The 23,001-nt window shown below is 58.3% G+C and carries 23 protein-coding genes; 16 read left to right on the top strand and 7 right to left on the bottom strand.

From position 1 onward, the window contains the following. Positions 1-49: 49 nt before the first annotated feature. Together AC2FHX_RS06680 and rsmI are read right to left on the bottom strand one after the other, a co-directional pair. Positions 50-421 (bottom strand): YraN family protein, encoded by a 372-nt coding sequence (locus AC2FHX_RS06680; protein ID WP_281995202.1) that lies wholly within the window; start codon positions 419-421, stop codon positions 50-52. Position 422: 1 nt separating this feature from the next. After that, a complete protein-coding gene (gene rsmI / locus AC2FHX_RS06675) occupies positions 423-1,280 on the bottom strand; it encodes a 16S rRNA (cytidine(1402)-2'-O)-methyltransferase (RefSeq protein WP_281995203.1) in 858 nt (285 codons plus the stop codon). 87 nt (positions 1,281-1,367) lie between these two features. Between rsmI and AC2FHX_RS06670 the strand changes: the two genes are divergently transcribed. The 3 genes from AC2FHX_RS06670 to murJ are packed head-to-tail and all read left to right on the top strand — an operon-like array spanning position 1,368 to position 6,857. Next, positions 1,368-2,540, top strand: coding sequence for a penicillin-binding protein activator (locus AC2FHX_RS06670; protein WP_142635560.1), 1,173 nt, complete (start codon positions 1,368-1,370; stop codon positions 2,538-2,540). Further along, positions 2,500-5,319, top strand: a complete 2,820-nt coding sequence (locus AC2FHX_RS06665; RefSeq protein WP_496700861.1) for a [protein-PII] uridylyltransferase — start codon at positions 2,500-2,502, stop codon at positions 5,317-5,319. The genes AC2FHX_RS06670 and AC2FHX_RS06665 overlap by 41 nt, the downstream gene beginning before the upstream one ends. Continuing rightward, positions 5,316-6,857, top strand: a complete 1,542-nt coding sequence (murJ, locus tag AC2FHX_RS06660; protein ID WP_496700863.1) for a murein biosynthesis integral membrane protein MurJ — start codon at positions 5,316-5,318, stop codon at positions 6,855-6,857. Before AC2FHX_RS06665 ends, murJ begins: the two co-directional genes overlap by 4 nt. Here murJ and AC2FHX_RS06655 read toward each other — a convergent pair whose 3' ends face one another. Next, positions 6,858-7,544, bottom strand: a complete 687-nt coding sequence (locus AC2FHX_RS06655) for a rhomboid family intramembrane serine protease (RefSeq protein WP_281995206.1) — start codon at positions 7,542-7,544, stop codon at positions 6,858-6,860. Between the two features lie 86 nt (positions 7,545-7,630). Here AC2FHX_RS06655 and trpS point away from each other — a divergent pair, with 86 nt between their 5' ends. The 13 genes from trpS to AC2FHX_RS06590 all read left to right on the top strand — a co-directional run bounded on the left by trpS (position 7,631) and on the right by AC2FHX_RS06590 (position 19,215). Next, entirely contained in the window at positions 7,631-8,659 is a 1,029-nt protein-coding gene (gene trpS, locus AC2FHX_RS06650) for a tryptophan--tRNA ligase (RefSeq protein WP_142635552.1), read from the top strand. Positions 8,660-8,719: 60 nt separating this feature from the next. Next, positions 8,720-9,583 (top strand): branched-chain amino acid aminotransferase, encoded by an 864-nt coding sequence (locus AC2FHX_RS06645; protein ID WP_496700865.1) that lies wholly within the window; start codon positions 8,720-8,722, stop codon positions 9,581-9,583. Positions 9,584-9,643: 60 nt separating this feature from the next. After that, positions 9,644-10,099 (top strand): universal stress protein, encoded by a 456-nt coding sequence (locus AC2FHX_RS06640; protein ID WP_142635548.1) that lies wholly within the window; start codon positions 9,644-9,646, stop codon positions 10,097-10,099. Positions 10,100-10,109: 10 nt separating this feature from the next. Beyond that, on the top strand, positions 10,110-10,697 hold the full coding sequence (locus AC2FHX_RS06635) for a 2-hydroxychromene-2-carboxylate isomerase (RefSeq protein ID WP_496700867.1): 588 nt from the start codon (positions 10,110-10,112) through the stop codon (positions 10,695-10,697). 75 nt (positions 10,698-10,772) lie between these two features. Further along, positions 10,773-11,336: a NifU family protein gene (locus AC2FHX_RS06630; RefSeq protein ID WP_271948391.1), complete on the top strand. Its 564-nt coding sequence runs from the start codon at positions 10,773-10,775 to the stop codon at positions 11,334-11,336. Then, complete coding sequence (tsaB, locus tag AC2FHX_RS06625) at positions 11,326-11,913, top strand: tRNA (adenosine(37)-N6)-threonylcarbamoyltransferase complex dimerization subunit type 1 TsaB (protein ID WP_496700869.1); 588 nt, start codon at positions 11,326-11,328, stop codon at positions 11,911-11,913. The genes AC2FHX_RS06630 and tsaB overlap by 11 nt, the downstream gene beginning before the upstream one ends. Then, on the top strand, positions 11,910-12,323 hold the full coding sequence (locus AC2FHX_RS06620; RefSeq protein ID WP_282021630.1) for a GNAT family N-acetyltransferase: 414 nt from the start codon (positions 11,910-11,912) through the stop codon (positions 12,321-12,323). The genes tsaB and AC2FHX_RS06620 overlap by 4 nt, the downstream gene beginning before the upstream one ends. A 159-nt stretch (positions 12,324-12,482) precedes the next feature. After that, positions 12,483-13,481, top strand: a complete 999-nt coding sequence (locus AC2FHX_RS06615) for a BMP family lipoprotein (protein ID WP_142635539.1) — start codon at positions 12,483-12,485, stop codon at positions 13,479-13,481. 92 nt (positions 13,482-13,573) lie between these two features. Next, positions 13,574-15,103 (top strand): ABC transporter ATP-binding protein, encoded by a 1,530-nt coding sequence (locus AC2FHX_RS06610; protein ID WP_282021631.1) that lies wholly within the window; start codon positions 13,574-13,576, stop codon positions 15,101-15,103. Position 15,104: 1 nt separating this feature from the next. Next, positions 15,105-16,196, top strand: coding sequence for an ABC transporter permease (locus AC2FHX_RS06605; RefSeq protein ID WP_142635535.1), 1,092 nt, complete (start codon positions 15,105-15,107; stop codon positions 16,194-16,196). Positions 16,197-16,199: 3 nt separating this feature from the next. Beyond that, positions 16,200-17,168, top strand: coding sequence for an ABC transporter permease (locus AC2FHX_RS06600; protein ID WP_142635533.1), 969 nt, complete (start codon positions 16,200-16,202; stop codon positions 17,166-17,168). A 356-nt stretch (positions 17,169-17,524) separates the two neighbouring features. Beyond that, the gene (locus tag AC2FHX_RS06595; RefSeq protein WP_142635531.1) at positions 17,525-18,445 is read left to right on the top strand and encodes a sulfite exporter TauE/SafE family protein; all 921 of its coding nucleotides are present in this window, start codon (positions 17,525-17,527) and stop codon (positions 18,443-18,445) included. A 2-nt stretch (positions 18,446-18,447) separates the two neighbouring features. Beyond that, positions 18,448-19,215, top strand: coding sequence for a TIGR02186 family protein (locus AC2FHX_RS06590; RefSeq protein ID WP_282021632.1), 768 nt, complete (start codon positions 18,448-18,450; stop codon positions 19,213-19,215). Between the two features lie 4 nt (positions 19,216-19,219). Here AC2FHX_RS06590 and AC2FHX_RS06585 read toward each other — a convergent pair whose 3' ends face one another. The 4 genes from AC2FHX_RS06585 to AC2FHX_RS06570 all read right to left on the bottom strand — a co-directional run bounded on the left by AC2FHX_RS06585 (position 19,220) and on the right by AC2FHX_RS06570 (position 22,979). Further along, entirely contained in the window at positions 19,220-19,948 is a 729-nt protein-coding gene (locus tag AC2FHX_RS06585; RefSeq protein ID WP_496700871.1) for an SDR family oxidoreductase, read from the bottom strand. After that, a complete protein-coding gene (locus AC2FHX_RS06580) occupies positions 19,945-21,477 on the bottom strand; it encodes an ATP-dependent DNA helicase (RefSeq protein WP_496700873.1) in 1,533 nt (510 codons plus the stop codon). The genes AC2FHX_RS06585 and AC2FHX_RS06580 overlap by 4 nt, the downstream gene beginning before the upstream one ends. 61 nt (positions 21,478-21,538) lie before the next feature. Further along, entirely contained in the window at positions 21,539-22,177 is a 639-nt protein-coding gene (locus AC2FHX_RS06575; protein WP_496700875.1) for an acyl-homoserine-lactone synthase, read from the bottom strand. 82 nt (positions 22,178-22,259) lie between these two features. Further along, positions 22,260-22,979: a helix-turn-helix transcriptional regulator gene (locus tag AC2FHX_RS06570; RefSeq protein WP_496700876.1), complete on the bottom strand. Its 720-nt coding sequence runs from the start codon at positions 22,977-22,979 to the stop codon at positions 22,260-22,262. Between the last annotated feature and the right edge of the window lie 22 nt (positions 22,980-23,001).

Genomic DNA, 23,001 nt, shown 5'->3' with positions numbered 1-23,001 from the left:
CAGTTTCACGCCAGATACATGGCCCAGCCAGGCCGGGGGTTCAATGGGGTCAGACCTGATCAAAGGCGTTTTCGATGATTTGCACCGCGCCGAATGCATCCACCAAAGCCGCATCAAACCGAACATTTGTCAGCTGGCCGTTGGGTTCCCCTTCCAGAAATTGGGCGGCCGAGGCACAGATACGGTCCATCTGGCGCCGTTTGATCCGGGCAGCAGCCATCTCAAAGCTTGTGCTTTTCTTGACCTCGACGAAAACCAATCCGTCACCGTTGCGGACGATCAGATCAATCTCGCCCCCTGCCCCGCGCCAACGGCGATGTGCTATGGAATATCCCCGCCGCTCGTAGTCTGCCGCAACCTGCTGTTCCGCCGCCTGACCCGCATGATAAGAAACCGAACTTCGGACAGTGCGTGAGGTCATCTTACCCTTTCCCGAGTTTCAGCGCCTTCTGATAGATCGGTCGACGCGGCAGTTTATACATCTGCGACACCAAATCCGCCGCATCGCGTACTGAATGAGTTTCCAGGGCGCGTATCAAAGCCTCTTCTATGTCTGAATCGTTAACAGTTTCCGAAGCGCCACGGTCTACCAGCAGAACAATTTCGCCTTTGACCGTCTGACTCGCCAATTCTTCTGCCAGCTCTGCCAGCGACCCGCGCCGAACTTCTTCGAATTTCTTGGTTAATTCGCGGCACATCGCGGCCTGCCTGTTTTCCCCTAGAACCTCGGCCAGATCCGACAGACAGGACGCCACACGTTTTGGAGATTCATAAAATACCAACGTCCCAGGCACATCTCGCAGCGCCTCGATCCGCGTCCGGCGCGCGCCCGAGGCATTGGGCAAAAACCCGGCAAAGAAGAAGGCATCCGTCGGCAAACCAGCCAGCGTCAGCGCCATCAGCGCGGCGGAGGGGCCCGGCGCGCAGGTCACCATTTGCCCCGCCTCGACCGCCTGCCGCCCCAGGTCATAGCCCGGGTCCGCGATCAACGGCATCCCGGCCTCGGACGCATAAGCCACCGATTTTCCCTCAGCCAGCGCGTCCAGGATTTTGCCGCGTGCACCGGCACCGCTGTGATCGTGATAGGCAAGAATGCGGCGCCCTTCGAGCGGAACGCCGTGAATCTCCATCAACCGGCGCAGGCTGCGCGTGTCTTCGGCGGCGATCATGTCCGCCGACGCCAACACGTCTAGCGCCCTGAGCGTAATGTCGCGCGCCGCCCCGATCGGAGTGGCAACAAAATACAGGCCCGTGCCCAATTTGACTTTTTGAAAATTCAAAGCTGGACCCTCACAGCGTGACGTCTATTATCGCGGCGCAAATAATGGCAGCATCCCAAGCCGCCGGATCAGGGAGTTTTCATTTAGATGTTTACCGTTTGCAAGCCCGTTCGCAAGTTGGCGCGTGCAGCCGCCGTCTTGGCCACCGCGACCATTCTGACGGCGTGTGACGTCAGCAGTATCGGCGGAGGCCCGTCGATCAACACTTCAAAACCTGTACCGGTTGCTTTGCTGGTTCCGGCTGGATCTGGAAATTCCGGGGACGCTGAACTGGCGCGCAGCCTTGAAAACGCAGCCCGCCTGGCGATGTCCGATCTGCAGAATGTACAGATTGATTTGCGGGTCTACGACACCCGGGGCAATTCGGGTACCGCCGCAACAGTCGCGCAGCAAGCCGTGGCAGACGGTGCAAAGATAATCATCGGTCCGGTCTACGCCCAGGCGGCAAACTCAGCTGGTCTTGCGGTACTGAACAACAAGGTCAACCTGCTGTCGTTTTCGAACAATACCAGCATCGCAGGCGGCAATGTCTTCGTGCTCGGCCCCACTTTTGAAAACACCGCCAACCGGTTGGTCAACTATGCCGGTTCGCGCGGCAAGACCGGAACGGTCATCGTGCATAGCAACGATGCCGCCGGGCGGCTTGGACAATCGGCTATTGCAACCGCGCTGAGCAACAGCCGAGTGGGTAATGCAGGCACGGTCGGCTATGACCGCTCTCAGCAGGGGGTCATCAACTCGGTGCCGACAATCAAGGCTACTGTGGCGTCCTCGGGGGCGGATTCGATCTTTCTGACTTCGACCACTGCAGGGGCGTTGCCGCTGTATTCCCAGCTTCTACCAGAAGCGGGCGTCTCCCCGGCAACCACGCAATATATGGGCCTGACCCGCTGGGACATCCCGGCCCAAACACTGGAACTGCCAGGCGTTCAGGGTGGCTGGTTCGCATTGCCGGACCCATCCAAGGCACAGGCTTATCGTCAGCGGTACAACAACACATATGGCGAGGCACCACATCCGATCAGTGGCCTAGCCTATGATGGCATAGCCGCGATTGCTGCCTTGGTCAGCCAGGGCAAATCCGACGCTCTGACCGCATCTGCCCTAACTCAGAACGCCGGTTTTCAGGGCGTTGGCGGTATCTTCCGTCTGCGACCCAACGGTACGAATGAACGTGGTCTGGCCATTGCCACGATCCAGAACAAACAGGTGGTTGTGATTGACCCTGCCCCACAAAGCTTCTCTGGCGCCGGATTCTGATCGGCTGGCTCTGACACTCATCCCAAGGGGTGACCTGATTTGCCAGCCCGAAGAAATCTTTGACAGCGCAGCCGTTATGGCACTGCTGTCAGAGGCCTTCGACAAGACATCTGATAACGCCGAAAGGCGCGGCGAAACCGTGCGGATTTTGCGCAACGTCCAGAAATCCGGTCGTCAGGCAATCGCCGGTGCCTTTGTCCGCGATCCATTCGACGCGCGGAGGCTGACCCATTCCTATACCTACCTGACCGACGGGCTGGTCTGCACCGCGATGCAAGTGGCCAGTCGCGAGCTTCACCCGCTGGCCACGCCGACACAGGGTGAAAAAATGGCCGTGCTGGCAGTGGGCGGCTATGGGCGTGGGGAAATGGCCCCATCCTCGGATGTCGATCTGCTGTTTCTGACCCCCTACAAGATCACTGCCTGGGCCGAAAGCGTGATCGAATCCATGTTGTATATCCTGTGGGATCTGCGACTGAAGGTCGGGCATTCTTCGCGCACCATCAAGGATTGCCTGCGCCTGGGATCCGAGGATTTCACCATTCGCACCGCGATGTTGGAACAGCGCTATTTGGCTGGCGACGCCGATCTGGCAAATGAGTTGGAAACGCGCCTGAAAGACGATCTGTTCAAAGGCACTGAGCGCCAGTTCATCGAGGCCAAGCTGCAGGAACGCGACGCGCGCCATCTGAAACAGGGCGAGCGGTATATGGTCGAGCCCAACGTAAAAGAGGGCAAAGGCGGATTGCGCGACCTGCAATCGCTCTACTGGATTGCCAAATATATCTACAGCGTTCAGGACGTGGCCGAGTTGGTACCGCTGGGTCTGTTCACCCCCGAGGAATTCAGCACTTTTGTGGAAGCCGAAGATTTCCTGTGGGCCGTTCGCTCGCATTTGCATCTGGTGACCGGGCGCGCAACCGAACAACTGTCCTTTGACATGCAGGTCGAGGTTGCTTCCCGTATGGGATACGAAGACCGGGCCGGTCGTCGGGCGGTCGAAGTGTTTATGCAGCGCTATTTCCGCGAGGCCACGAAGGTTGGCGAGCTGACGCGCATCTTCCTGACCAAACTCGAGGCGACGCATATGAAAGGCGCGCCTCTGCTAGAGCGTATTTTCCGCCGCCGCCCCAGGATCAAAGCCGGATATAAGGTCGTCCATGGACGTCTGGATGTAGCCGACCCGAACAAGTTTCTGGCGGACAAGCTGAACCTTCTGCGCCTGTTCGAGGAAGGTCTGCGCACCGGCATGCTGATCCACCCGGACGCGATGCGGCTGGTCAGCGCCAACCTGAACCTGATTGATGACGACATGCGCGAAGACAAAGAGGCGCGGCGCATCTTTCTCGACCTGATGCTGAAACACGGCAACCCGGAACGCGCCCTGCGCCGCATGAACGAACTGGGGGTGCTGTCGGCCTTTCTGCCCGAGTTCGAACACATCGTGGCGATGATGCAGTTCAACATGTACCACAGCTATACGGTGGATGAGCACACCATTCAGTGCATCGTCAATCTGGCCCAGATTGAACGCGGAGAGTTGGGGGAATCCCTGCCGCTGGCGTCTTCAATCCTGGAGGGCGGGGTCAATCGCAAGGTTCTGTATGTTGCCCTGCTGATCCATGACATTGCTAAGGGGCGACCCGAGGATCATTCGATTTTAGGCGCACAGATGGCCCGAAAGATTGCACCTCGGCTGGGTCTGAACAAATCGGATTCAGAAACCGTGGAATGGTTGGTGCGTTATCACTTGTTGATGTCGGACATGGCGCAGAAACGCGATATTTCCGACCCGCGCACGGTGCGCGACTTTGCCAAGGCCGTGAAGACAGTCAAAAGGTTGGACCTACTGACCGTGTTGACCGTCTGCGACATTCGCGGCGTTGGACCCAACACCTGGAACAACTGGAAAGCCACCCTGCTGCGGGCGCTACATGCCGAAACCAAACGCGCGCTTGAGACCGGGATGGAAGACCTCAACCGGGCCAATCGCGGTGCCGGTGCCAAAAAGGCGTTGCGGGCCGAGCTGGCGGAATGGACCAAAGCCGCCCTCAAAACCGAGACGGGTCGGCACTATGACCCCTATTGGCAGGGCCTGAACCTTTCGACCCATGTAGAATTTGCCGAGATGCTGAAAGAGCTGGACCGCAGCGGTGATGCTGGCGCGATGGAAATCCGTCTGCACCCGGATGAAGACCGCGACGCGACGCGGGCCTGCTTTGCCATGGGTGATCACCCCGGCATTTTTGCCCGTATCGCAGGCGCTTTGGCGCTGGTCGGGGCCAATGTGGTTGATGCGCGCAGTTACACCACCAAGGACGGCTATGTCACCGATGCGTTCTGGATTCAGGACGCCGATGGCCACCCGTTCGAGGCCAGCCGCTTGCCGCGCCTGACACAGATGATCCACAAGACCCTTAAAGGCGAGGTCGTGGCGCGGGATGCCCTTAAATCACGCGACAAGATCAAGAAACGCGAACGGGCCTTTAACGTGCCGACCCATATCATCTTCGACAATGACGGGTCCGAGATCTACACGATCATCGAGGTCGATACCCGGGACAGGCCCGGCCTGCTTTATGATCTGACACGAACGCTTGCTGCCGCCAATGTCTATATCGCCAATGCGGTGATCGCGACTTATGGCGAACAAGTGGTGGACACCTTTTACGTCAAGGATATGTTTGGGTTGAAATATCACTCGGAAAGCAAGCAGCGCGGGCTTGAGGCCAAGCTGCGCAAGGCCATCTCCGAAGGCGCCGAGCGCGCGGTCTCATGAAACAGATCCGGCTGTTTTCAGGCCTGTTCACTGTCGGGTTCTGGACCCTGGCCAGCCGTATTCTGGGCTTTCTGCGGGAAATCCTGCTGACCGCCTACATCGGGCCCGGGCCAGTAATGGATGCATTCGTCGCCGCCTTTCGCCTGCCCAACATGTTCCGCCGCTTCTTTGCCGAAGGTGCGTTTAACGCAGCCTTTGTGCCAATGTTTTCCAAACGGCTCGAAGGCGGGGAAAACGCGCAAGGCTTTGCACAGGACGCGTTCAACCTGCTGGCCGTGGCGGTGCTGGTGCTGGTCGGGCTGGCGATGGTTTTCATGCCTGGCCTGGTCTGGCTGACGGCCGAGGGCTTTTACGGTGACGACCGCTTCGACCTTGCCGTGGATTATGGATATGTGGTCTTTCCCTACATCTTTTTCATGTCGCTAGCGGCGCTGTTCTCGGGCGTGCTGAACGCAACCGGCCGTTTCGCGGCTGCCGCCGCCGCGCCGATTTTACTGAACATCTTTGCCTGCACAGCACTGATCGCCGGCGCTATATCAGGCGGAGAAGTCATCCGTTGGCTGATCGCCGTCATCCCCATCGCTGGTGTTGCGCAGCTAGCGCTGGTCTGGATTGCAACCGAACGTGCGGGCATCCGTATCCGCCCGGGCCTGCCGAAACTCAGCCCTGAATTGCGCAACATGGTCCGCATTGCGGTTCCGGCCGCCTTGGCCATGGGGGTTACACAGGTCAATCTGGTGGTGGGCCAGCTGGTTGCTTCGAAAACCGAAAAGGCCGTCAGCTGGTTGTTTGCAGCGGATCGCTTGTACCAGTTGCCATTGGGCGTCGTGGGCATCGCCGTCGGCATCGTCCTGTTACCCGATCTATCTCGCCGCCTGCGCGCTGGGGACAAATCGGGCGCCCGCGATGCGTTTTCTCGCGCAGGTGAGTTTACGTTGCTGTTGACCATCCCGTCGACCGTTGCCTTTGTGCTCATCCCCACCCAGCTGGTCTCGGTTCTGTTCGAGCGCGGACAGTTCACCCCCGAAGACACCGCCGCCACCGCACTTGCCGTGGCGATCTATGGCATCGGCCTGCCCGCGTTCATGCTGCAGAAATTGTTGCAGCCTTTGTATTTCGCGCGAGAAGATACACGCTCGCCCTTTCACTATGCAGTGTTTGCGATGGTCGTGAACGCTGCACTGGCTTTCGGGCTGTATCCGTTGGTGGGATGGTTCGCGCCGGCGATTGCCGCCTCGGTGGCCGGATGGGCCATGGTTGGACTGCTGGCCTTGGGCGCGCGAAAAATGGGGAAAGAAGCGCAGTTTGACGACCGGTTCAAGAACAGGGCATGGCGGATCATTGCGGCGTCCATGGGGATGGGAGCTGTCTTGTATGCCGCTATTGAGCTGTTTGGCTGGGCCTTTGCCCTGGAAGGCTGGCGTTACCTGGCACTGCTCGGTTTGATCATCGTTGCTGCAGTCACGTATTTCCTGCTCGGCCACCTGATTGGTGCATTCAAACTTTCCGAGTTCAGAAAGGCTCTGCGTCGATCCTGATCAGTCGCGCCGAATACGCCTGACGATCCGCGCCCACCCACCCGGAGCAACCAGGAACGACAGGGCAAAACCAGTGGCAAAACCGCCCAGATCAGCCACCCAGTCCAGCGTTCCGCCAAACAGCAGGCCGAACAACAACTGAATGCCCATCAAAACGGCGATCAGGCTGAAGGCGCGGGATTGGTTTGCGCCCACCAGCGACAGCTTGCGCCATAATATCCACGTAAACGCTCCGATCAGCCCATAGACCGGAGGGAACCCACCCACCAGCGGAAAGCGCGGATCCAGCAACAGTGCATAAGCCAGCGCACCACCCACGCCCGACAGCACAAAGATCACCAGCATCTGAACGCTGCCAAAAACCTCGGCCACCATTTTACCCATGGCCAGCACAAAGACGCAGACAAAGATGGCCTGTGTGAACGTACCGGATACAAACGGATAGGTGACAAAGCGGATCAGATGCTCGAACGGCCAGCGCCCGTTTTCCACCATCCAGTCGAAGATATCCGGCGAAAACGAATAGTGCTGCAAAGCGTCCAGGCGCCAGCCTACAGCAGTTGGCCCCCCAATGATCCCGCGCGTACCTAGAGTAAATGCCAGTTCAACCCCCATGATGAACACACACAAAGCCACCACCACGGGCGGCAGAGGGTTCACGGCGGGTGTATAATGCTCACTGCTCATTGGGCGGGCCTTTCGCGGCTGTTGACGTCCCTTTGCCTCATGGGTAAGCGACGGGGGCTGATTTTTCCAGACGGGAGTTCCCTTCGATGACCGATTCCAAGTTCACGCCGCGCGTGTTTTCCGGTGCACAGCCATCCGGTAACCTGCACCTTGGCAACTATTTGGGCGCATTGCGGAACTGGGTCCGGATGCAAGGGTCCGACTATCAGACAATCTACTGTATGGTCGATTTGCACGCGATCACCGTTTGGCAGGACCCCAAAGAGTTGCAGCACGCAACGCGTGAGCTGTGCGCGGGGTATATCGCATCAGGATTAGATCCCGAAAAATCGATCCTGTTTAACCAAAGCCAGGTTCCTGAGCACGCGCAACTTGCATGGATTTTTAACTGCGTTGCCCGGCTTGGCTGGATGCAGCGCATGACACAGTTCAAAGATAAGGCTGGCAAGAACGCGCAGAATGCATCGTTGGGCCTATTCGCCTATCCGGCGCTCATGGCCGCAGATATCCTTGTATATCACGCGACACATGTTCCCGTCGGAGATGATCAAAAGCAACACCTGGAACTAACCCGAGACATCGCAACTAAGTTCAATCATGACTATGGCGTCGATTTTTTTCCGTTGACAGAACCCGTCATCAAAGGTGCGGCAACTCGGGTCATGAGCTTGCGCGATGGGTCAAAAAAGATGTCCAAATCCGACCCCTCTGACATGACCCGGATCAACATGACCGATGATGCCGACACGATCGCCAAGAAAATCCGAAAGGCCAAGACCGACCCGGACGCTCTGCCTTCGGAAGTCGATGGCTTGGACAACCGCCCCGAGGCCCGCAATCTGGTGAATATCTACGCCGCCCTCAGCGATCAGACGGCGGATCAGGTTCTGGCCGACGTTGGCGGCAAGCAATTTGGCGAGTTCAAACCGATGCTGGCCGATCTGGCGGTTGCCAAACTGTCTCCGATCTCGACCGAAATGGCCCGCCTGATGGGTGAAGAGGCCGAGATTGATCGCATTCTGGCCAATGGCGCAGAAAAGGCGCGGGCGATTGCAGCCCCGATCCTACAGCAGACCTACGACATTGTGGGCATGGTTGGTGCGAAACGGGGCTGATTGGCTCTGGACGTTGCCTTAACGCCTTCCTAGGTTTGCCGCAAAGCTTGGGAGGGCGTCATGGCAGTCGGCAAGAACATCCGCACCTATTTCAACGGGCAATGGCATGATGGGGATGCACCGATCATGCGCGCTGCGGATCATGGCGCATGGCTGGGATCATCCGTCTTTGACGGCGCGCGGTTCTTCAACGGGCTGACCCCGGACCTGAACGCCCATTGCGCCCGCGTGAACCGCTCTGCCGAGGCGCTGATGCTGACCTCCACCGTCACCACAGACCAGATGGTCGAGATCGTGCTGGAAGGGCTTGAGACCTATGCGCCCGACGCGGCCGTGTATATCCGCCCGATGTATTGGGGGATCGACGGAGATGCGACAGCGATCGTACCGCAGGAAAACAGCACCGGGTTTGCTGTCTGCCTGGAAGAGATTCCGATGGCGCCTGAGACCGCCTCGGCCACGCTGGGACTGACCCGATTCCGCCGTCCGGTACTGGAATCCTCGGTGGTGAATGCCAAGGCCGGGTGCCTGTATCCCAACAATGCACGGATGCTGAACGAGGTACGTGCGAACGGGTTTTCGAATGCTCTGGTGGCTGACGCATTGGGCAACGTAGCCGAAACCGCAACCGCCAATATCTTTATGGTCCGCGACGGCGAGGTCTTTACCCCCGTCCCCAACGGCACCTTCCTTGCCGGCATCACCCGTGCACGACATATCAAAAACCTGCGGGCCGACGGCGTGGCTGTGCATGAGGCGGTTCTGAGTTTCGAGGATTTCTACGGGGCCGACGAGGTATTCATGACTGGCAACATGAGCAAGATCACCCCGGTGACTGCGCTGGAGGACACCCGGTTTCAGGTCGGTCCCATCGCCCGGCGTGCACGCGACCTGTATTGGGACTGGGCCGCCAGTGGGCGTTAGGCTCTGGTTGCCAGCACGCACCTAGTCGGGCATGATCCCCGGAAATGAATGAGGACACCCATGCGCAAGTTCCTAGTGGTTCTGGATGACAGTCGCGAATGCCTGAATGCGATGCGATTCGCGGCTATGCGCGCGGCCCATACCGGCGGCGGCGTAACAATCCTGTCGGTAATCCCACCGGACGAATTCAACCATTGGATCGGCGTTGCCACCGTCATGCGTGAAGAAGCGCGCGAGCGTATCCATGCGCATTTTGAAGTTTTCGCAAAATGGATGCGCGACAAGCAGGACGTTGATCCTGAACTGGCCATCCGCGAAGGCGAGCCCGTTGCCCAGATCATCGAGCATGTGCAATCCGATCCTGATATCGGCGTTCTGGTTCTGGGTGCAGGCACCGACAAAAAGGGACCTGGCCCATTGGTGACTCAACTGACCAAAAACTCAGGCAGCCTGCCGATCCCAATCACTATTGTTCCTGGTGATCTGAGCAAAGAAAAACTCGAAGCGATTACCTGAGGCCACACCGATGCAACGCAGCATTCAATTCTGGTTCGAATTCGCCTCGACCTATTCTTATCTCAGCGCGATGCGTATCGAAGAGGCTGCCACCCGCCAGGGCGTCTCGGTCGAATGGCAGCCTTTTCTGCTGGGGCCAATCTTTGCCGCCCAAGGGTGGGACAATTCTCCGTTCAATCTGTACCCGGCAAAAGGCCGGTACATGTGGCGGGATATGGAACGCCTGACCGCCCAGCGCGGCTTGCCATTTGTCCGGCCCGATCCTTTTCCGCAGAACGGCTTGAAAGCGGCCAGGTTAACATTGGCGATTGAAGATCAGGGGCAAAAAGCTGCCTTTGTGCGCGCCGTCTATTCTGCCGAATTTGCCCAACGGCAGAACATCGCGGATGAGGCTGTTTTGGCCGGATGCCTCAGCTCAGCCGGGCTTGCCGCTGATTTACTTTCCCAGACCCAGAATCCGGCGATCAAATCAGCGCTTATCGAACAAACAAAAACCGCACAGGCCAAAGGGATTTTTGGCGCGCCCAGCTTTCTGGTCGGGGATGAGCTGTTCTGGGGCGATGATCGGTTGGACGACGCGATAAGCTTGGCTGCCTAAATTTAGAATCGTTCCAATTCTTGACTTCCAGCTCGCGGACCCGCATATCAGAGACAACAGATACGGAGCCGCGCCATGTTCATCCAGACCGAATCCACACCGAACCCTGCAACCCTGAAATTCCTGCCCGGCCAGACCGTGCTGGAAGCGGGCACTGCGGATTTCCCATCGGCTGAGGCTGCAGAGAAATCGCCGCTGGCCAACCGCATTTTTGCTGTAAGTGGCGTGACCGGAGTGTTTTTCGGCAATGACTTCGTAACCGTGACCAAAGCGGACGACGTCCAGTGGGATCACATCAAACCCGCCATTCTGGGCGCGGTGATGGAGCATTACCAGTCCGGCCAGCCGATCATGGGTGCGGATGCCAATGCGGGCTCGGGCCATGCTGAACACAGCGGCGAGGACGCCGAAGTGGTCAATCAGATTAAAGACCTGCTGGACAGCCGGGTGCGCCCTGCTGTTGCACAGGACGGCGGCGACATCACGTTCCACGGCTTTGACCGCGGCGTTGTCTACCTGCACATGCAAGGGGCCTGCGCAGGCTGCCCATCCTCGACCCTGACGTTGAAGATGGGGATCGAAAACCTGCTGCGTCACTACATTCCCGAAGTGACCGAGGTGCGCCCTGTTGCCGTCTGAACCACTCATTCTGGCGTTTGACACATCGGCCGCGCATTGCGCGGCCGCTTTGTTGCGCGGTGACCGGATTGTGGCGTCTTGTGTCGAGCCCATGTCGCGGGGACAAGCCGAACGTCTGATGCCGCTGCTCGAAGAGGTGCTGTCATCAGAACAATGCTCATGGCGCGACCTGTCAGCGATCGGCGTTGGAATAGGCCCCGGTAATTTCACCGGAATACGCATCTCGGTCTCGGCCGCGCGGGGTCTGGCCTTAGGTCTGGGGATACCGGCCATTGGCGTATCGGGCTTTGACGCGCTTGCTGTCCTGGACAGCGATGCGTTGCCAGCGATCCGAGCGCCCAGAGATCAGGTCTATGTTTCGCGGCCTGATATGGAACCGGCACTGATCCAGCTTGATCAGGCAAAATCGCTGGGCACACTGACGTTCAACGACAACCCCGAGGCTCAGGTCTGCGCTATTGCCCGAGTGGCTGCACAAAGAAGGTTGACCAAGACCGAGGCTCCCGCCCCTCTTTACATACGCCCCGCTGATGCGGCGCCCTCCAAGGACCAACCTCCGATGTTGCTGGACGGATGACTCCCGAAGAACTGGCAAATACTCACGCCGCAGCATTCACACAATCGCGCCCCTGGACCGCCACAGAGTTTGCAGAGCTGCTGCAGAATCGCTTTACCCATATCGTAGGTGATGCCCAGTCCTTTGCCCTTTTCCAGGTAATTGCAGACGAAGCCGAACTGCTGACGATTGCCACCCATCCCACAGTTCAGCGGCAGGGACTGGCTAGGAAACGTATGGTCGAATGGCACGCGGCTGCCAAAAAACTGGGCGCTATCCGGGCGATTCTGGATGTTTCCATCGCCAACCAGCCCGCGATTACACTTTACAAGCATTGCGGGTATCGTGTGTGCGGCACGCGCAAGAATTACTATACGGTTGAAAATAATCAGAAAATTGATGCCATCGTCATGGAATGCAATTTAACCTGAGACAGGCCGCGAATTTTCTTGGACCAAATGGTCAAAAATCTGTTGACCGCGGCGGTTGCAAACGGCCTTAATTCCCGCCATCACAACGGTTATGCTCGCTAACAGTGGGTAAACGGGGCTATCTTGGCTCCGACCGAAAAAAACAAACGGGAGTAACAAATGACCCTGATGAAATCCTTGATGGGCGCCGCAGCGGCGGTTGCACTGACAGCGGGTGCCGCACTGGCCGAACCGGCACTGATCTTTGATCTGGGCGGCAAGTTCGACAAATCGTTCAACGAAGCCGCGCACAACGGCGCCTCACGCTGGGCGGAAGAAACGGGCGGCACCTACCGCGAGATCGAAATGCAGTCCGAAGCGCAGCGCGAACAGGCCCTGCGCCGCTTTGCCGAAGCAGGCTCGAACCCGATCATCACCATGGGTTTCGGTATGGCTGACCCGCTCAGCGCGGTTGTTGCCGACTATCCGGACACGAAATTCGTTGTTGTCGACGTAACCTGGCTGGACGCGCCCAACCTGCGTCAGGTTGGTTTCGCTGAACACGAAGGCTCGTATCTGGTTGGTATGATGGCTGCGATGGCGTCCGAATCCGGAACCGTTGGCTTCATCGGCGGCATGGATGTTCCGCTGATCCGTCACTTTGGCTGCGGCTATGCTCAGGGTGCCAAGGCGGTGAACCCCGATATCAACGTGGTTGCCAACATGACCGGCACAACGCCTGCGGCATGGAACGACCCGGTTAAGGGCTCGGAACTGACAAAGGCACAAATCAGCCAGGGTGCCGACGTGGTCTATGCCGCAGCTGGCGGCACCGGTGTTGGTGTTCTGCAAACCGCTGCTGACGAAGGCATCCTGTCAATCGGTGTCGACAGCAACCAGAACCACCTGCACCCGGGCAAAGTTCTGACCTCGATGCTAAAGCGCGTGGACGTCGCTGTTTATGAGGCGATGAGCGCAGGCGAGAACGTTGAGACCGGCGTATATATCATGGGTCTGGCCGAAGACGGCGTTGGCTATGCGATCGACGACAACAACGCTCCGCTGGTTTCGGATGATATGAAAGCAGCAGTCGACAAAGCCCGTCAGGACATCATCGACGGCAATGTTTCAGTTGTCAGCTATTACGAGAACGACAGCTGCCCAGCACTGCAGTTCTGATATCGCGCGGGTCGGGGGTGATGCTCCCGGCCCGATTCCACTTTGCTGCACCGGGATGACCGGGCAGTCCTTTCGGCAACTGAGGACAAGACATGACCGTCCCCGCCATTGAGCTCAAAGGGATATCCAAATCCTTTGGGCCGGTTCAGGCCAACAAAGACATTTCCATCAGCGTCGCCCCCGGTACGATCCATGGGATCATCGGTGAAAACGGTGCGGGCAAATCCACGCTGATGAGCATTCTCTACGGCTTTTACAAAGCCGACAAAGGTGAGATTTGGATCAACGGTCAAAAGACCGAAATCCCTGACAGCCAGGCCGCGATCGCCTCGGGCATCGGGATGGTGTTTCAGCATTTCAAACTGGTCGAGAATTTCACCGTTCTGGAAAACATCGTGCTGGGCGCCGAGGATGGCGGGCTATTGGCCCCGTCCCTGACCAAGGCCCGCAAAGAGTTGAAAGAGCTGGAAGAAGAATACGAGCTGTTCGTGGATCCCGACAAACGGATCGACGAGATCGGTGTGGGGATGCAGCAGCGGGTCGAGATCCTCAAGGCGCTGTATCGCAAGGCCGAGATCCTGATTCTGGACGAACCAACCGGCGTGCTGACCCCATCTGAGGCGGATCAGCTGTTCCGCATCCTCGACCGGCTGCGGGCTGAGGGGAAGACGATCATCGTGATCACCCACAAACTGCGCGAGATCATGGAAAACACCGACACCGTGTCGGTCATGCGCCGCGGGCAAATGACGGCCACCGTGAAAACCGCCGAGACCAGCCCCGAAGAACTGGCCGAGCTGATGGTGGGCCGCAAGGTTCTGCTGCAGGTCGACAAGGTTCCGGCGCAGCCCGGTAAGCCCATCCTCGAGATTGAAAACCTGCGTGTTTTCGACAGCGCGGGCGTCGAGCGTGTCAAAGGCATCGACTTGAACGTGCGCGCTGGTGAGATCGTGGGCATCGCAGGCGTCGCCGGCAATGGCCAATCCGAACTGCTAGAGGTTCTGGGCGGGATGCGCCCGGGCCAGGGCCAGATCAAACTGAACGGTACGCCGCTTGCGCTCAGCGGGGCGGGGTCAGATGGCCAGGCGCGGCGCGCGCAGCACATTGCGCATGTGCCCGAAGACCGCCAGCGCGAAGGCCTGATCATGGATTTCCACGCCTGGGAGAACGTGGCCTTCGGCTATCACCGTGACCCGGCCTATCAACGCGGCATCTTCATGGATAATGCGGCGCTGCGCGCTGATACCGAAGCCAAGATCGAAAAGTTCGATGTGCGCCCGCCGAACCCTTGGCTGTCGGCCAAAAGCTTTTCGGGCGGCAATCAGCAGAAGATCGTCGTCGCGCGTGAAATCGAACGTAACCCAGACCTGCTGTTGGTCGGTCAGCCGACCCGAGGCGTGGATATCGGGGCGATCGAATTCATTCACAAACAGATCGTCGACCTGCGCGACCAGGGCAAGGCGATCCTGCTGGTCTCGGTCGAGCTGGAAGAGATATTCTCGCTGTCGGATCGGATCGCGGTCATGTTTGACGGACATATCATGGGCGAACGCCTGCCCCATGAAACTGATGAAAAAGAACTTGGCCTGTTGATGGCCGGTGTTGCGGGAGAGGCAGCGTAACATGGAAAAAATGCCCAAATGGGCCGATGTCGTTCTGATCCCGGTGATCAGTCTGCTTCTGGCCGCAATCCTGTCGGCGCTGGTCATCCTCGCCATTGGCGAAAACCCGATCGAAGCGGTGAACCTGATGGTCACCGGCGCGCTGGGATCGACCTATGGCTGGGGCTATACGCTATATTACGCCACGAATTTCATGTTCACCGGACTGGCCGTGGCGGTCGCCTTTCATGCCCGGCTGTTCAATATCGGTGGCGAAGGTCAGGCGATGCTGGGCGGGCTTGGCGTGGCCGTCGTGTGCCTTTACATCGACTGGCCGCATTGGAGCATCGCCTTGCTGGCCGCCTGTGCCGCATCGATGGTGTTCGGGGCCGCTTGGGCGGCCATTCCGGCCTATCTGCAGGCCAAACGCGGCAGCCATATCGTGATCACCACGATCATGTTCAACTTCATCGCTGCTGCCTTGCTGAACTATATGCTGGTCAACGTCATGCGCCCGCAGGGCTCGCAAGACCCGGCAACTGCACGCTTCCCCGAGGCGGTGCATCTGCCGACGTTCCAGTCGATGTTCTCGACCGCTGAAAACGTCGTATTCCGTGGCGCACCTGCCAATATCTCATTCTTTGTTGCAGTCCTGGCCTGTGTGATCGTCTGGGCGCTGATCTGGCGCACCCGGCTGGGCTATGAGATCCGCGCCTATGGGCATTCGGAAACCGGTGCCGTCTATGCCGGTATTTCTCCGGTACGGATCACCATCATCGCCATGCTGATCTCGGGCGCGCTGGCTGGTCTGATGGCCACGAACAACGTGATGGGTGAGGCAGAGCGGCTGGTTCTGAACTCGACCGAGGGCGCTGGCTTTATCGGTATCGCCGTGGCGCTGATGGGCCGGTCCCATCCGTTTGGCGTTTTCCTTGCGGCGCTGCTGTTTGGTTTCCTCTATCAGGGCGGGGCCGAGCTGGCGCTATGGACGTCTATCCCGCGCGAGCTGATCGTAGTCATTCAGGCCCTGGTGATCCTGTTCACCGGCGCGCTTGACAACATGGTCCGCATGCCGCTCGAGAAGCTGTTCCTGGCCATGCGGAAGGAGGGCTAAGCGATGGATACTTTCGTTACCCTCATCCAGGTCCTCGATTCGACCGTCCGCTTGGCCACGCCGCTGTTGCTGGCATGTCTGGCCGGTCTGTATTCCGAACGCGCCGGTATTTTCGACATCGGGCTTGAGGGCAAGATGCTGATCGCGGCGTTCTTTTCTGCCGCCGTCGCCGCCGTGACCGGATCGGTCTGGCTGGGATTGCTGGCCGGAATCGCGGCCTCGCTTGTTCTGTCCGCATTGCATGGGGTGGCCTCGATCACCTTTCGGGGCAACCAGCTGATTTCGGGCGTCGCCATCAACTTTCTGGCCTCGGGGCTGACGGTCCTGATCGCGCAAAGCTGGTTCAAGCAGGGCGGGCGTACCCCCTCGCTGTTTGGCGGAGGGCGCTTTGAACCGATCACTTTCCCTTTTGCGGATGCCGTGAGCGATGTCCCTTTCCTTGGGCCAATCTATTCCGAGCTGCTGTCCGGCCATTCAATCCTTGTCTATGTGTCATTCCTCCTGGTCCCGACAACCTGGTGGGTTTTGTACCGCACCCGCTTTGGCCTGCGCCTGCGCGCGGTGGGTGAAAACCCAGCCGCTGTGGATACGGCCGGGGTTTCTGTCGTTGGGCTGAGATTTGCGGCTGTCGCGATCTGTGGCGTGCTGTGCGGCATTGCGGGTGCCTATCTGGCCACGGCCCTGCAAGCTGGATTCGTCAAGGAAATGACTGCCGGTCGCGGGTTCATCGCGCTGGCGGCGCTGATCTTTGCAAAATGGCGGCCATGGCACGCGATGTGGGCTTGCCTGCTGTTCGGACTGTTGCAAGCCGTTGCGTTGCGGTTCCAGAATATTGACCTAGGTGGCGTGGTGATTCCTGTGCAAGTCATGGATGCGCTGCCATATATCCTGACCGTCGTCATTTTGGCCGGCTTTGTCGGCAAGGCCGTTCCACCGAAAGCCGGTGGCGAACCCTATGTAAAAGAGCGGTAATAGGTCCAGTTTGAAACACACGTCAGTCCTGTTCGCTGCATGGCGGCATGTAGAGTTGATTTTACATGCCGCAACGGCTCTAAAGGGGCATGGATGTGTTTCCAGTGACAGCTGATTTGAGAGAGTTTCTCGCCGGGGTGCCGGATGCTAGGTCTTGCGCTTGGTCTAAGGGGATACTCCCTGTCAAAACGCCTTCTGCGGATGCACAGTTTCAGACTGGTCCAAGCCGCCAGCCCTGCTCTACCCTGCCTCGCCAAGGGCGTGATTCTGCGCGTCAGATACGAACCCTTTCACAAATTCCAGAAGTCGAATGTGTCACATTGCGCGACGCAGCTGGCCCTAATTACTAGTACCTCATGCAAATTTACCTTCCTATCGCTGAAGTTTCCGTAAACGCCTTTCTGCTGCTTGGGTTGGGCGGCATGGTCGGCATCCTGTCAGGGATGTTCGGGGTCGGCGGCGGGTTTCTGATGACCCCGCTGTTGTTTTTCATTGGCATCCCACCAGCAGTTGCCGTAGCCACCGAAGCGAACCAGATTGTCGCCTCGTCCTTTTCTGGGGTTCTGGCCCATTTCCGCCGAAAGACGGTCGACCTGAAGATGGGCACGGTATTGCTGGTCGGGGGACTGATCGGTGCTGCGTTCGGGGTGGTGATCTTCAACTATCTCAAAAGCCTCGGACAAGTCGATTTGCTCGTAACCCTGTGTTACGTGGTCTTTCTGGGCGTCGTCGGCAGCTTGATGTTCATCGAAAGCCTGAACGCGCTGCGTAAATCCAAAAAGGGCACCGCCGCCCCTGTTGCACGTCGTCAGCGCGGCTGGATTCACGCGATGCCGTTCAAAATGCGGTTCCGTACATCGGGCCTCTATATCTCGGTCATCCCCCCCGTCCTGGTCGGGCTTAGCGTAGGTATCCTTTCTGCGATCATGGGTGTCGGAGGCGGCTTTATCATGGTTCCTGCCATGATTTACCTGCTGGGAATGCCCACCAAAGTCGTTGTCGGCACCTCCCTGTTCCAGATTATTTTCGTAACAGCGTTCACCACGATGCTGCACGCGACAACCAACTACACAGTCGACATTGTTCTGGCTGTGTTGTTGCTGGTCGGCGGCGTGATCGGGGCGCAGATCGGAACGGTGATCGGCGCACGAATGCCTGCCGAGCAGCTGCGCGTATTGCTGGCTGCACTGGTCTTGGTGGTTTGTGGCAAACTGGCGCTGGATCTGCTTCTGGAACCCTCCGAGCTGTATTCGCTTGGCGTCGCAGGAGGGCACTGATCATGCTCCGACGGTTGATCCTGCTGCTTGCGTTTTGTGTCACCCCGGCTATGGCCGAGGAAGAGCAGGTTGTACTTGGTCTAAGTCAGGACCGGGTTGCAATCACGGCGAACTTCGATGGCTCGGAAATTCTTATTTTCGGTGCCGTAAAACGTGAAACACCGATCCCTTCCGGCCCACCGCTTCAAGTTATCGTGGCCGTTGCAGGCCCCTCGAGCCCAGTGACGGTCCGGCGAAAAGAACGCAGGCTGGGTATCTGGGTCAACACCGACAGCGTCCTGGTCGACCTTGCGCCCAGTTTTTATGCGGTTGCCACCAGCGCTCCGCTTACAGAAATCCTGTCAGATACAGAAGACCTGCGGTACAGGATCTCGATTGAACGGGCCATTCGGTCAGTGGGTGCCGCGATGAATATCCGGGGCGCGCAGAATTTTGCCGAGGCCGTCGTTCGCATCCGTGAGGATGAGGGCCTGTATTCTATCCGCGAAAATACGGTTGCGGTGGACGAGCAGACATTGTTCCGAACCTCAATCGACATGCCAGCCGATTTGACCGAAGGCGCCTATTTCGCGCGCATATACCTGACCCGCGGCCGAGAGGTTGTTTCCCAGTTCGAGACCACAATCGACGTGCGGAAGGTCGGGCTGGAACGGTTCCTCTACAACATGTCCCGTCAGCAGCCGGTCTGGTATGGCCTGATGTCTTTGGTCATTGCCATCGCGGCGGGTTGGGGAGCGTCCACAGCCTTCCGACTATTGCGCGAGAACTAAAGCCCTATCCACGCCCGATATAGGGCATCGTAGTGGCCATGACGGTCATGAACTGGACGTTTGCCTCTGCAGGCAAAGACGCCATGTGCAGTACAGAACGTGCGGCATCGTCAACAGCCATCGTCGGGTCGGGCTGCTGCCCTCCCGTGATGGCGTTTTCAACCAGGTTTTGCACCATCTGTGTTCGCGCGTTGCCAATATCGATTTGACCACATGCGATACCAAAGGCGCGCCCGTCCAGTGATAGGCTGCGTGTCAGGCCTGTTATCGCGTGTTTCGTAGCGGTGTAATGGACCGAATTCGGACGCGGTACATGCGCGGCGATCGAACCGTTATTGATGATCCTTCCCCCTTGAGGGGCCTGATGCCGCATAATGCGAAAGGCTTCGCGCGCGCTTAGGAACATCCCGTTCAGGTTCACGCTGACGCTCTGGTACCAATCCTCCAACTGGATTTCGTCTATCGTGCCGCCGGGGGCAAAGATTCCGGCATTATTGAATAATACGTCAAGACGTCCCGCCTCATTCTGGAATGTCTCGAAAGCACCCGAAACAGCGGTGGGGTCGGTAACATCGGTCACCAGGGGGATCGCATTCTTGTGCCTTTCAGCCAATTCGTTCAGCACATCCGCGCTGCGCGCCAGCAGCCCAACCGCCCAGCCCTCGGCCAAAAACAGCTCGGCAGTTGCCCGTCCGATGCCTGAACTGGCGCCTGTGATGATGATGGATTTCATATCTCTTCCGCCTCCAGGGTCAGCGTCGCCGCCGGAGCCGCGCGCAAATCATCCACGCGCAGCGGATAAGTGGGCTTGGCCAGCCTGTTGCGCACCACCCAAATCAACCTTTCTTGCGCCCGCGTGATCGCAACATAAGCCAGACGTTTCCACAAAGGTTGCCCAGCCTCGGTTCGCCCCATCCGGGCAGCCGCATATATATCCGGCGCAAACACCTGTACCGTGTCCCACTGCGACCCCTGCGCCTTGTGAATGGTCACTGCTGCGCCATGCAAAAAGGTTGCCCCCATACGCGCAGCAAATGGAATAAACGGTTCTTCCTCATCAGGCATTTCGATTTTGACAATCGACGCTGCGCTGACCTGCGGATCCTCGGCCCCCATCACATGCAGGCGCGAAAACCCCGGTTTTCGTCCTGGCCCCAGATAGATGACCTGAGCACCCTTGATTAGCCCGCGCGCCTCAAGATCCAGCCTTTTCTTGCGGTGCTTCAGCGGCAGTTCGATTCCATCGCAAATCAGCGGCTCTCCCGCCAGAAGCTCGGTGTCGGGTGCCGCGTGAACATTGCGGAAGGCCTGAATCAAGCGAATTCGGGTGGCATTTCGCCAGACCAGAACCGGGCTGCGGGCCATCAGGTCAACTTCAACACGCTGCCCCCAAACAACACGGTGATCCTGTCGGGCGGTCTGTTCGACGAGCCGTTCAAAATCCTCAAACCCCATCTGAGGGTCGGCCAGCGCATGCGCGAGGTCCAGGATCGGGTTGTCTGCCGTCTGCCTGTGGACCCTGTGCAATACCTGCTTTCGCGGCTCGGGCAGCGTCTCGAATACCATGCTGCCGGACTGATTGACCGGGGCGAGCTGCGCCGGATCGCCAAAAAGCAACAGGGTCGGAAAGATCTCTTTCAGGTCTTCGAACTGCCGGTCATCCAGCATCGAAGCCTCATCTACAAAGCCTATGTCCAGCGGCTCCTCCCGACGCTTCCAGCCGGTGATAAAGTCGGACCCACGAAGGCCCGCAGCGGCCAGCGCGCCGGGGATCGACTTGTTGTTCTGATAAAAAGCGGCCGCCCGGTCCAGGGCTTCGTCAGTCAACCCTTCAACCTCGGGGCGTTCATCGTTGCCCGCCAGCCATTCGGCAATGCGTTCATATTCCGGGTCATATACCGGCGTATAGAGGATGCGGTGGATCGTGGTCGCAGGCACACCCCGCAGGCGCAAAACACTGGCGGCCTTGTTCGTTGGCGCAAGAATGGCCAAGCTGCGTTTCTCGCGCGCTTTGCGGCTTTCGAAATCACCGGAAACGATCTGAAGACCCGCGTCAGCCAATGCTTTGTAAAGCTCTGCCAGCAGTAGCGTTTTCCCTGAACCCGCCTTGCCGATCACGGCCATCACCCCGGATTCGCCATTGCCGGGCATTTTCAGTAGGGCATCATCATCCAGGTCCACACCAGCAGATTTCAGCATCTCGGAAATGCTGTCATAGGCGGCGGCTTGATCGTCAGAAAAGGTTACTGTGGGTATAGACATGGCGCGACCCTACAGGGCCACGCCAGCTATCGCCAGATATGGAATTGGCTTTCAGACCCCGTCAGGCGGACAGGGCAAACCGGTGTTGCCGGACAGTGCCAAACGCGGCTTTGAACCACATCCTGGACAGCTCACGTGGGATGCCCGCCCGTTCAGCCACCCGATTGCAATCCTCGGGCGAATAGGGCCAAAGCCCAACCGAAATCTGATCACGCCCTTTCCCTTGTGACCCCAGAACGACTGGAGACGATCCGATCAGACGGTAGATCCGAATCATGCGCGCATCAAAGACGCCTGCAATATGGGTCAGCCCGAACCCTTCCATGATTTCGCCGCCGCTCAGCATGATGGCACCGGCAGTATGGGCACTGGCCGTTCGTGACAGGCAGAACCGCGTCACCTCCCAGATCAGCGGGCTGTGGACAGGCTTACCTCCTGTCAGATGCCCAAACACCTCATTCACCATGACAGGTCCTGTCGTCGGCAAAACCCGCATCGACCCCCCATGACTGCCATCCTCTTCTTCCCAGATGGCATAGAGCGGATTCAGGTCATCGTACTGATCCCGCTCTTCTCCTTTTTCGTCCACGTGAACATCCCAGCCCAGCCGCGTTTTGAACTGATCCGCTCGATCCCGGAACATCCCTTGGGCCAAATTCGGAAACTTATGTAGTTCGTCGGCAAACAAATAGCGCAACATGACTTTTCCCCTTGTCGTCCTGTGCAGGAACGAAGGGGGTACAAAGTCGTGGTTAATTTCCCGTTTTTGGCGCGCGCGCTTGTTAAACCACTATTAATCCACGGCTGAGTGCTGTTGCGATGGCATGGGTTGTGTTCTGCGCCCCAAGCTTGGCACGCGCACTTTCAATATAGACACGCAGCGTATGTTCCGAGATTGACAGTGAGTGCGCGACTTGTGCCCGGCTGTATCCAAGCGCCAGCAAGGTCATGGCATCCGACTCACGAGGCGACAGGCCCCGGGTCGTATCCGGCTGCCTGTCGGTTTCGAACTCCAGAGCCTTTCGGTTAAAGTAATGCGCGATCAAAATCAGCTCGCGGCCATGGGCCTCGATGAAGGACTTCCATTTCTCATCATCACATGAGTGATTCACTGTGAATAAGGCAAACTGGCCGTTCGGCCCCCGGATGGGGATCGAATAACCCTGATTGCCAACTCCATGTTCAAGGGCATCTTGCAAAAAGGCTTTCGCCACTTTTCCAGACCAGTCCAGCAATTTCCAGTCAACCGGGTGGAACCGTTGGAAACACCCCAGGATCACCGGATCTATGCGGTGATAATTCCGCTCACGGTATCGCTCGGCCCAAGCGTTCGGGTAAGTTGTATAGCCGTATTGATCCCCGGCACCATCAACCCAATGATAGATAAGATGTTCAACCTGCAGCCGGTCGCGCAATCGAACGGCTACATCGCCCAACTCGTCAAGCGTGTTGGTGCTTTCCAAGTCCTCTAGGACCTGACTCATGTCGAGTTGTGTTCCCATTCGCGGGCGCCTGTGCCTTATC

It is taken from the genome of Ruegeria sp. CDSC042, assembly GCF_059610745.1.
This window is presented reverse-complemented; position numbering and strand designations above follow the sequence as displayed.

Excerpts from the sequence above, each read along its gene's own strand:
- AC2FHX_RS06590 (WP_282021632.1), top strand. The coding sequence starts at position 18,448 with ATGCTCCGACGGTTGATCCTGCTGCTTGCGTTTTGTGTCACCCCGGCT.
- murJ (WP_496700863.1), top strand. The coding sequence starts at position 5,316 with ATGAAACAGATCCGGCTGTTTTCAGGCCTGTTCACTGTCGGGTTCTGG.
- AC2FHX_RS06680 (WP_281995202.1), bottom strand. The coding sequence starts at position 421 with ATGACCTCACGCACTGTCCGAAGTTCGGTTTCTTATCATGCGGGTCAG.
- AC2FHX_RS06615 (WP_142635539.1), top strand. The coding sequence starts at position 12,483 with ATGACCCTGATGAAATCCTTGATGGGCGCCGCAGCGGCGGTTGCACTG.
- AC2FHX_RS06575 (WP_496700875.1), bottom strand. The coding sequence starts at position 22,177 with ATGTTGCGCTATTTGTTTGCCGACGAACTACATAAGTTTCCGAATTTG.
- AC2FHX_RS06630 (WP_271948391.1), top strand. The coding sequence starts at position 10,773 with ATGTTCATCCAGACCGAATCCACACCGAACCCTGCAACCCTGAAATTC.
- AC2FHX_RS06670 (WP_142635560.1), top strand. The coding sequence starts at position 1,368 with ATGTTTACCGTTTGCAAGCCCGTTCGCAAGTTGGCGCGTGCAGCCGCC.
- AC2FHX_RS06595 (WP_142635531.1), top strand. The coding sequence starts at position 17,525 with ATGCAAATTTACCTTCCTATCGCTGAAGTTTCCGTAAACGCCTTTCTG.
- AC2FHX_RS06570 (WP_496700876.1), bottom strand. The coding sequence starts at position 22,979 with ATGGGAACACAACTCGACATGAGTCAGGTCCTAGAGGACTTGGAAAGC.
- AC2FHX_RS06610 (WP_282021631.1), top strand. The coding sequence starts at position 13,574 with ATGACCGTCCCCGCCATTGAGCTCAAAGGGATATCCAAATCCTTTGGG.
- AC2FHX_RS06635 (WP_496700867.1), top strand. The coding sequence starts at position 10,110 with ATGCAACGCAGCATTCAATTCTGGTTCGAATTCGCCTCGACCTATTCT.
- AC2FHX_RS06620 (WP_282021630.1), top strand. The coding sequence starts at position 11,910 with ATGACTCCCGAAGAACTGGCAAATACTCACGCCGCAGCATTCACACAA.
- trpS (WP_142635552.1), top strand. The coding sequence starts at position 7,631 with ATGACCGATTCCAAGTTCACGCCGCGCGTGTTTTCCGGTGCACAGCCA.
- AC2FHX_RS06600 (WP_142635533.1), top strand. The coding sequence starts at position 16,200 with ATGGATACTTTCGTTACCCTCATCCAGGTCCTCGATTCGACCGTCCGC.
- AC2FHX_RS06585 (WP_496700871.1), bottom strand. The coding sequence starts at position 19,948 with ATGAAATCCATCATCATCACAGGCGCCAGTTCAGGCATCGGACGGGCA.
- AC2FHX_RS06645 (WP_496700865.1), top strand. The coding sequence starts at position 8,720 with ATGGCAGTCGGCAAGAACATCCGCACCTATTTCAACGGGCAATGGCAT.
- AC2FHX_RS06640 (WP_142635548.1), top strand. The coding sequence starts at position 9,644 with ATGCGCAAGTTCCTAGTGGTTCTGGATGACAGTCGCGAATGCCTGAAT.
- AC2FHX_RS06655 (WP_281995206.1), bottom strand. The coding sequence starts at position 7,544 with ATGAGCAGTGAGCATTATACACCCGCCGTGAACCCTCTGCCGCCCGTG.
- AC2FHX_RS06605 (WP_142635535.1), top strand. The coding sequence starts at position 15,105 with ATGGAAAAAATGCCCAAATGGGCCGATGTCGTTCTGATCCCGGTGATC.
- AC2FHX_RS06580 (WP_496700873.1), bottom strand. The coding sequence starts at position 21,477 with ATGTCTATACCCACAGTAACCTTTTCTGACGATCAAGCCGCCGCCTAT.